This window comes from Pseudomonas sp. XP2, assembly GCF_053557975.1.
On sequence record NZ_JBNRIK010000001.1, the window covers coordinates 105,246 to 106,374 of the forward strand.

2 protein-coding genes are annotated in these 1,129 nt (G+C 60.9%); one reads left to right on the plus strand and one right to left on the minus strand.

The window, feature by feature from the left end; genetic code table 11:
* On the minus strand, positions 1–354 hold a 354-nt coding region (locus ACK1VC_RS00455; protein WP_449117802.1), incomplete at its 3' end, for a tRNA (cytidine(34)-2'-O)-methyltransferase.
* On the opposite strand from ACK1VC_RS00455, the gene ACK1VC_RS00460 reads away from it, so the two are divergent.
* Positions 353–790 (plus strand): hypothetical protein, encoded by a 438-nt coding sequence (locus ACK1VC_RS00460; protein WP_016489595.1) that lies wholly within the window; start codon positions 353–355, stop codon positions 788–790. The two genes, ACK1VC_RS00455 and ACK1VC_RS00460, sit on opposite strands and share 2 nt — an antisense overlap.
* Positions 791–1,129: the final 339 nt, after the last annotated feature.

Consider the following 1,129-nt stretch of genomic DNA (forward strand, 5'->3'; position numbering starts at 1 on the left):
TTGTTCGGCCGGCAGGCTGTCCAGCACCTCGGCCGGCAACCCGCGGCTCTCTGGCCCGAACAGGAAAGCATCGCCCGGCTGATAGGCCACTTCATGGAACGGGTGCGAGCCTTTGGTGGTAAAGGCGAACAGCCTGGGATTACCCAGGCTTTCCAGGCATCCGGCCAGGCTCTCGTGGCGCTTGAGCGTGGCATACTCATGGTAATCCAGCCCCGCGCGACGCAGGCGCTTGTCATCCAGTTCGAAGCTGATGGGTTCGATCAGGTGCAGGTCGCAGCCGCTGTTGGCGCACAGGCGAATGATGTTGCCGGTATTCGGCGGAATTTCTGGTTGAAAAAGGATGACGTGAAACATGCACGGCTCCAAGCGTGAAGATGACGGGCATTCTACCCCTGAACCGGACGTGCGTTCGAAGGCCTTCCCACGGGTAATGCTGTCACTGGCGATTGTCGGCTTGATGGTAGGGCTGATGATCGGCCGCCTGACCGCGCCCGACGAGCGTGAGCTGCAGCAGGTGGAGGTGGTGCAGGATGGCCTGACGCTGTGGTTCAACGAAGAACCCAAGCTGCATGGCGAGAATGTGGAAGGCACGGTTGCGCTGCTGTTCCAGGCTCAGGGCAAGGCTCAGCAGGGGCAATTGAGCCTGCAGGGCAAACCGGTCAGTTGGCGGGTACAGAAGAGTCAGGAAGGGTTGTTGCTGACGGTGATTGCCGCGCGTCCCCTGCACGGCGAGTGGGCCGGTGCAGAGGACGATGGGCGTTGGCGGGTACAGGTGAAACTGCACGAATAAAAGAGGGGATATCCCGGCCTGCCTGTACCAGGGTCCCCAAAAGGGGTTACTGCGTATAAAGGGGGGATGACCCGGCCTGCCTGTACCGAGGTCCCCAAAACGGGCGGTGCTGCGAATAAAAGAGGGGTTCACCCGGCCTGCCTGTACCAGGGCCCCCGAAACTGGGTATGTATTAGCTATTGCAGGGGGCGTGCCAATTTTGCAAAGCCCGTGAATGTTGGGCTTTGAGGGGGATTTGGCCGAGTTTTGAGGGGGTTTGTGCCTTCCAGCGGTGCATCGGGCACAGGATCGGTGCATCGGGGCTGAAATAGCTGGGGCCGCTTTGCGGCCCTTTCGCGG

What these genes read in the sequence shown, in the direction of transcription:
- ACK1VC_RS00460 (WP_016489595.1), top strand. Translation starts at nt 353, where the DNA reads ATGCACGGCTCCAAGCGTGAAGATGACGGGCATTCTACCCCTGAACCG.